The 6556-nt window shown below is 67.0% G+C and carries 5 protein-coding genes; 4 read left to right on the forward strand and 1 reads right to left on the reverse strand.

Translation table 11 applies throughout. The annotated features are described in order from the left end of the window. Positions 1 to 126 precede the first annotated feature (126 nt). From ACOOGG_RS06200 to ACOOGG_RS06215, 4 genes are all read left to right on the forward strand, one after another. Positions 127 to 2400: an aconitate hydratase gene (locus ACOOGG_RS06200; protein ID WP_420433364.1), complete on the forward strand. Its 2274-nt coding sequence runs from the start codon at positions 127 to 129 to the stop codon at positions 2398 to 2400. A gap of 63 nt (positions 2401 to 2463) precedes the next feature. Next, a complete protein-coding gene (locus ACOOGG_RS06205; RefSeq protein ID WP_420433366.1) occupies positions 2464 to 3366 on the forward strand; it encodes a LysR family transcriptional regulator in 903 nt (300 codons plus the stop codon). Between the two features lie 27 nt (positions 3367 to 3393). Next, positions 3394 to 4773, forward strand: a complete 1380-nt coding sequence (locus tag ACOOGG_RS06210) for an acyl-CoA carboxylase subunit beta (protein WP_420433368.1) — start codon at positions 3394 to 3396, stop codon at positions 4771 to 4773. Positions 4774 to 4860: 87 nt separating this feature from the next. Continuing rightward, positions 4861 to 6129, forward strand: coding sequence for a citrate synthase (locus tag ACOOGG_RS06215; RefSeq protein WP_420433370.1), 1269 nt, complete (start codon positions 4861 to 4863; stop codon positions 6127 to 6129). A gap of 64 nt (positions 6130 to 6193) precedes the next feature. Here the strand turns inward: ACOOGG_RS06215 and ACOOGG_RS06220 are convergent, their stop codons facing one another. After that, the gene (locus tag ACOOGG_RS06220; RefSeq protein WP_420433372.1) at positions 6194 to 6514 is read right to left on the reverse strand and encodes a hypothetical protein; all 321 of its coding nucleotides are present in this window, start codon (positions 6512 to 6514) and stop codon (positions 6194 to 6196) included. Between the last annotated feature and the right edge of the window lie 42 nt (positions 6515 to 6556).

Consider the following 6556-nt stretch of genomic DNA (forward strand, 5'->3'; position numbering starts at 1 on the left):
CCTGCATGCGTAGCCTTACCGGGATAGAACGATGCTACCCCGAATCCCGCACACCACTAGCTGAACCGCTCGGACAGCTAGTCCGCGACAAGGCCACATTGCTGATAAGCCCGTAGAATCGGAAGTATGCCGGTAGCCGCCTCCACCCCTATAGAACTGATCGAAAACGTTTACGCCACCCTGGACGAGCGGGTTGACGCCGCCCGGGAGCGCTTTGGACGAGAACTGACTCTGGCCGAGAAAATCCTGGTCAACCACCTCAACGACCCGACAGCCACCCCCGAGCGAGGGGCCACCTACGTGGACCTGCGGCCCGATCGGGTGGCCATGCAGGACGCCACCGCCCAGATGGCGTGGCTCCAGTTCATGACCGCCGGGCTCGACGAGGTGCAGGTGCCCACCACCACCCACTGCGACCACCTCATATCGGCCCGCCTAGACGCCCAGCGCGACCTAGCCGCCGCCCTCGACAACAACGAGGAGGTATACGACTTCTTGGAGTCGGTGTGCGCCCGCTACGGGGCCGGATTCTGGAAGCCGGGGTCGGGGATCATCCACCAGGTGGTGCTGGAGCAATACGCCTTCCCCGGCGGCATGATGATCGGAACCGACAGCCACACCCCCAACGCCGGCGGCCTGGCCATGGTGGCGGTTGGCGTGGGCGGGGCTGACGCGGTGGACGTGATGACCGGATTCCCGTGGAACGTGCGCTGGCCCAAGCTCATCGGCGTACACCTCATCGGAGAACTCGACGGCTGGGCCGCCCCAAAAGACGTGATCTTGAAGGTGGCCGAGATCTTGACGGTGGCCGGCGGCACCGGGGCCATCGTGGAGTACTTCGGGCCGGGCGCCCACTCGCTGTCGGCCACCGGCAAGGCCACCATCTGCAACATGGGCGCCGAGATCGGCGCAACCACCTCGCTGTTCGCCTACGACGACGCCATCGCCCGCTACCTCAAAGCCACCGGACGGGAGGCCGTGGCCGACGCGGCCAACGACGTCGCCCACGACCTGCGGGCCGACGACGCCGTGCTGGCCAACCCCGGCGGTTACTTCGACCGGGTGGTGGAGATCGACCTGTCCAAGCTGGGTCCCCACATCAACGGCCCCCACACCCCCGACCGGGCCCGCCCGGTGGCCGAGCTAGGGGCCGAGGCCAAGCTGAACGGCTGGCCCCTGGAGGTGAGCGCTGCTCTGGTGGGGTCTTGCACCAACTCCAGCTATGAGGACATCACCCGGGCGGCCAGCATCGCCCGCCACGCCGCGGCCCACGGGCTCACCGCCAAGTCGCCGCTGATGGTCACCCCCGGCTCCGAGCAGGTGCGGGCCACCATCGAGCGAGACGGCCTGCTGGCCGACCTCGAGGCCATCGGGGCCACCGTTTTGGCCAACGCCTGCGGGCCGTGCATCGGCCAGTGGAACCGCGACGACGTGGCCGACGGCACCCCCAACAGCATCGTCACCAGCTACAACCGCAACTTCCCCAAGCGCAACGACGGCTACGCCTCCACCAACGCCTTTGTGACCTCGCCGGAGACGGTGGTGGCGCTGGCCCTGGCCGGCACGCTCGACTTCGACCCGGCCACAGACACCATCACCGCCCCCGACGACACCGAGGTGGCACTGATGGTGGGCCCGGGCACCGAGCTGCCCGACCAGGGTTTCGACCCCGGCGCCAGCGGGTTCTTGGCCCCACCCACCGATGGCAGCGGGGTGGACGTGCGGGTGTCGCCCGACTCCGAGCGGCTCCAGGTGCTCGAGCCGTTCGCCGCCTGGGACGGCGAGGACTTCCACGGCCTGCCCGTGCTGCTCAAAGCCCAGGGCAAGTGCACCACCGACCACATCTCCATGGCCGGGCCGTGGCTGCGCTATCGGGGGCACCTGGAGAACATCTCGGGCAACCTCTACCTGGGAGCGGTGAACGCCTTCACCGGGGCGGTCGGCGAGGGCAAGAACCAGATCGACGGCGCCACCGGGTCGTTCCCCGACGTGGCCGCCGCCTACCACGCGGCAAGCCAGCGCTGGGTGGTGGTGGGCGATCAAAATATCGGCGAGGGCTCGTCGCGAGAGCACGCCGCCATGGAGCCCCGCTTCAGGGGGTGCGCGGCGGTGATCGCCCGGTCGTTCGCCCGCATCCACGAGACCAACCTCAAAAAACAGGGCGTTTTGGCCCTGACCTTCGCCGACCCCGACGACTATGACCGCATCGGCGAGGACGACCGCATCTCGATCCTGGGCCTGGCCGAACTCGCCCCCGGTGCCCCGGTGAGGGTGCGAACGACCAAGCCCGACGGGACGTCCATAGAGATCACCGCTGAGCACACCCTGTCGCACGACCAGATCGAGTGGTTCCGGGCGGGCAGCGCGCTGAACCTGATCCGCCAGCGGACCAAGGGCTGAACGAGCCCGGCGGCTGCTGACCCGTGGACATCGGCTCCTACTGCCAGCCGTAGATCTGAGACTATGGACATCCGCCAGCTCGATGCCCTCTTGGCCATCGCCCAGCACAAGACTTTCTCCAGCGCGGCCCGGTCGCTGCACACCGTGCAGTCCAATGTGTCAAAGCACATCGCCCGCCTGGAGGAGGAGCTGGGCGCCCGCCTGGTGGACCGCGACGCCGGCACCCTCACCGAGGAGGGCGAGGCGGTGGTGGCCCGGGCCCGGCGCATCAAGGCCGAGACCGATGCCATCGCCGACGACATGGCCGCCATGCGCGACGACATCTCCGGGGTCACCCGCCTGGGCACCATCGACTCCACCGCCCGCTGGCTTATCCCCATCGTGCTACCCGCTTTGGAGGCCAGGTACCCCAACGTGCGGCTCGAGATTCTGACCGCCACCACCACCAGCCTGCTCCCCCAAGTGGTGGCCGGAGACCTCCACAGCGCGGTGGTCAACCTGCCCCTGCGCGATCCCGAGATTCGGGCCGAGGAGCTGTTCGAGGAGGACCGCCTGCTCATCGCGCCGCCCGATCATCCGCTGGCCCGCAAATCTGCGGTTACCCCGGCCGAGCTGAGCCGCCATGAGCTGCTGCTGCCTCCGCCGGGAACGGCCTTTCGAGATGAGATCGACTCCGAGCTCAAGAACCAGGGGGTGGAGCTCACCACCCGGGCCGAGATCGATGGCATGAGGATGATCGCCGCCCTGGTGCTCACCGGGTTCGGCGCCGCCATTCTCCCGGCCACCGCCGCGCCCGACGACGGCCCGTGGCGCCGCATCCCCATAACCGGGCTGGTGCGACGCTCGGTGGGCCTGATCGTCAGCCGCCGGGTGGCGCCCTCAGCGGTCACCCGGGCAGTGCGAGAAGTGATCTTCGAGGTGGTTGGCACCCACGGCTACGACCAAGCCGGGGTATATCCGAGTTGATGCCGGCGCGCGAGACTGACCCTATCCATGACTGATGCCATGACTGCCACCGGAAACCGGCCCGACCGGGTCCCGCTGCGGGCCGGGTCATCGGGAACAGCACGAGCATGGCTGGAGTCCTACGACGGCCGGGATTGCGTGGTCTTCGACGTGGAGGACAACGATGTCGACCGGGGGGCGCTCAGCCCGGCCGACAGCGAGACCCTGGAGCGGGCCGCCCACGAGGCCCTATTGCGGCGGATACCCCTGGTGGGGTTCCTCGCCTCGTCGGGAGCCGAAATCGACTCGGGCATCGCCGCCACCATGGGCTGGGGCCGGGTGGCCAAGGCGGTGGTGAGCTGCTCGGGCCAGGTGCCCACAATCTTCTGCGCCACCGGCCCGGCAGTGTCGGGACCGGCCCTGCTGCTGGGCCTGGCCGACATCGCCATCGCCACCGAGGACAGCTACGCCTTCGTTTCCGGCCCCCGCATGGTCACCCAGTTCACCGGAGAGGTGATCAGCAACCAGACCCTGGGAGGAGCAGGCCAGCTGTCCCGTCGCAGCGGGGTGGCCGCCTTCTTGGTAGAGGACAAACAAGCAGCCGACGACTTGGTGGGGACGCTGTTGAGCCTGCTGCCCGCCCACGCCGACGAGCTGCCCCCCCGATGGGCCATTCACGACCCCGCCGATCGCCCCACCCCTGAGCTGTGCGATCTTCTGCCCGAATCGACGCTGGGCAGCTACGACGTGCGGGACGTGGCCCGGGCGGTGGCCGACGACGGCGATCTGCTGGAGTACAAGGCCGACTGGGCCACCAACCTGGTGTGCGCCTTCGCCACCGTGGTCGGGCGCCCGGTGGGGATCTTGGCCAACCAGCCCCAGAGCCTGGCCGGAACCCTCGACATCGCGTGCAGCCAGAAGGGGGCCCGGTTCGTGTCGTTCTGCGACGCCTTCAACCTGCCGCTGGTCACCTTCGTGGACACCTCCGGCTTTCAACCGGGAAAGGACCTGGAGTGGCGGGGCATCATCCGCCACGGCGCCCAGCTGGCCTTCGCCTACGCCCGGGCCACGGTGGGCCGGGTGAACGTGACCCTGCGGAAGTCCTACGGCGGGGCCTACATCGTGATGGATTCCCGGCACATGGGCAACGACATCGCCCTAGCCTGGCCCTCGGCCGAGATCGCGGTGATGGGCGCCCGGGGCGCAGTGGAGATCGTCAACCGAGGAGCCAGCCCCACCGAGCGGGCCGAGCTGGAAGCCGCCTACGAAGACCGATACCTGAACCCCTACATCGCGGCGGAACGGGGTTCCGTCGACGCGGTGATCGACCCGGCAGACACCCGGGCCGAGGTGGCTGCGGCCCTGGAGCTGCTGGAGTCCAAACGGGAGTCCCTCCCCCGCCGCCGCCACGACAACACCCCTCTTTGAGCAGCAGGAGCCCCTTCTCTGGGAGCGACCGGGGCTGCCTGGGGTATGCTGCGGCAGCGCCAGAGGGAGCAGCGAAAGGAGCCGTGCGTGCCTGAGTCCATAACGATCACCGACAATCGGACCGGTGAGTCAATAGAGGTACCGATTGTCGACGGCGGTGTGGATGCCACAGCCTGGCGAAAACTGCTCCCCAACGTGTGGTTCCTCGACCCCTCCTTCAGCACCACCGCGGCCACCACCAGCGCAGTCAGCGAAGTGGACGGCGAGAACGGGATCCTGCGCTACCGGGGCTACCCCATCGAGCAGCTTGCCGAGCACTCCACCTATCTGGAGGTTGCCTACCTGCTGTTGCACGGAGAGTTGCCCACACCAGCCGAATACGACCAATGGGTGGATGAGATCACCCATCACACCTTTATCCATGAGCGCTTCCGCAAGCGGTTCATGGAGTCGTTCCTCCACGACGCCCACCCCATGGGCATGTTCGTCTCCACCATCGCCGCCCTTTCCACCTTCTACCCCGAGGCCAAAGACATCGAGGACCCCGAGAACCGCATGCACCAGATCGTGCGGCTCATCGCCAAGGTGCCCACCGTGGCCGCCGCCGGCGCCCGATTCAACACCGGCATGCCGTTCGTCTACCCCGACAACGACTTGGACTTCGCCACCAACTTCTTGTCGATGATGTTCAAAGTCGCCGAGCCCAAGTACCAATGCGAGCCAACCTTCCGACGGGCGCTCGATTTGCTCCTCATCACCCACGCCGACCACGGGCAGAACTGCTCTACCAGCACGGCCCGGGTGGCGGGCAGCGCCCACACCGACCCCTACTCGGTTATCTCCGCTGCGGCCTGCGCCCTCTACGGACCCCGCCACGGCGGGGCCAACCAGGCCGTCATGGAGATGCTCAACGAGATAGGCGGCTACGAGAACATCGACCCCTTCATCAAGGCGGTCAAGGCCGGCGAGACCCGCCTGATGGGGTTCGGCCACCGGGTGTACAAGAACTACGACCCCCGGGCCCGCATCATCAAAGAAGCCGCCTACGACGTGTTCGAGGTCACCGGCTCCAACCCGCTGCTAGACATCGCCCTGAAGCTCGAAGAGCTGGCCCTGGCCGACGACTACTTCGTGAGCCGCCGGCTGTACCCCAACGTGGACTTCTACTCCGGGCTGATCTACCAGTCGATGGGCTTCCCCACCGAGATGTTCACCGTGCTGTTCGCCATCGCCCGCACCGCCGGCTGGCTGGCCCACTGGGTAGAGCTCCTAGAACAAGACAGCCGCATCGCCCGACCCCGCCAGGTCTACACCGGCGCCCAAGAACGCAACTACATCCCCATCACCCAGCGCTAATTCGGGGATCAACAGAAGGCCGGTGCTGTCCGGATAGCTGGATTATGCCGAAGAACGAAGGGGGCTAGGCCGCTTCGGCGGGTGGGTCGATCTCGAGTTTCGCCTCGATTCGGGCCAATCGCTCGCCGTGCTCTTTGAACTTGGTGTCCATCCGGATCTCCAAGTCCTTGATCGCCCCGGTGAACTTGGTTTCCGAGTCCTTGATCGCCCCGGTGAACTTGGTTTCCGAGTCCTTGATCGCCCCGGTGAACTTGGTGTCCATGGACTTGACCGTCGTCTCCAGGCTGGAAAGCCTGGCAGACATGTCGCGCAAATGGTGGAACAGAATCCCCAGAAAACCCGCTCCGAACAGGCCGATCATGGCGTTTTGAACTATCTCGTTCATCAATCCCTCCCCTCCGCTTGGAGGATCACACGAGGGGAAGCT

The sequence above is a fragment of the Candidatus Poriferisocius sp. genome (assembly GCF_965214065.1).
In the GTDB taxonomy this organism is placed as follows: Bacteria; Actinomycetota; Acidimicrobiia; order Acidimicrobiales; family Bin134; genus Poriferisocius.

What these genes read in the sequence shown, in the direction of transcription:
- ACOOGG_RS06210 (WP_420433368.1), top strand. Translation starts at nt 3,394, where the DNA reads ATGACTGATGCCATGACTGCCACCGGAAACCGGCCCGACCGGGTCCCG.
- ACOOGG_RS06220 (WP_420433372.1), bottom strand. Translation starts at nt 6,514, where the DNA reads ATGAACGAGATAGTTCAAAACGCCATGATCGGCCTGTTCGGAGCGGGT.
- ACOOGG_RS06200 (WP_420433364.1), top strand. Translation starts at nt 127, where the DNA reads ATGCCGGTAGCCGCCTCCACCCCTATAGAACTGATCGAAAACGTTTAC.
- ACOOGG_RS06205 (WP_420433366.1), top strand. Translation starts at nt 2,464, where the DNA reads ATGGACATCCGCCAGCTCGATGCCCTCTTGGCCATCGCCCAGCACAAG.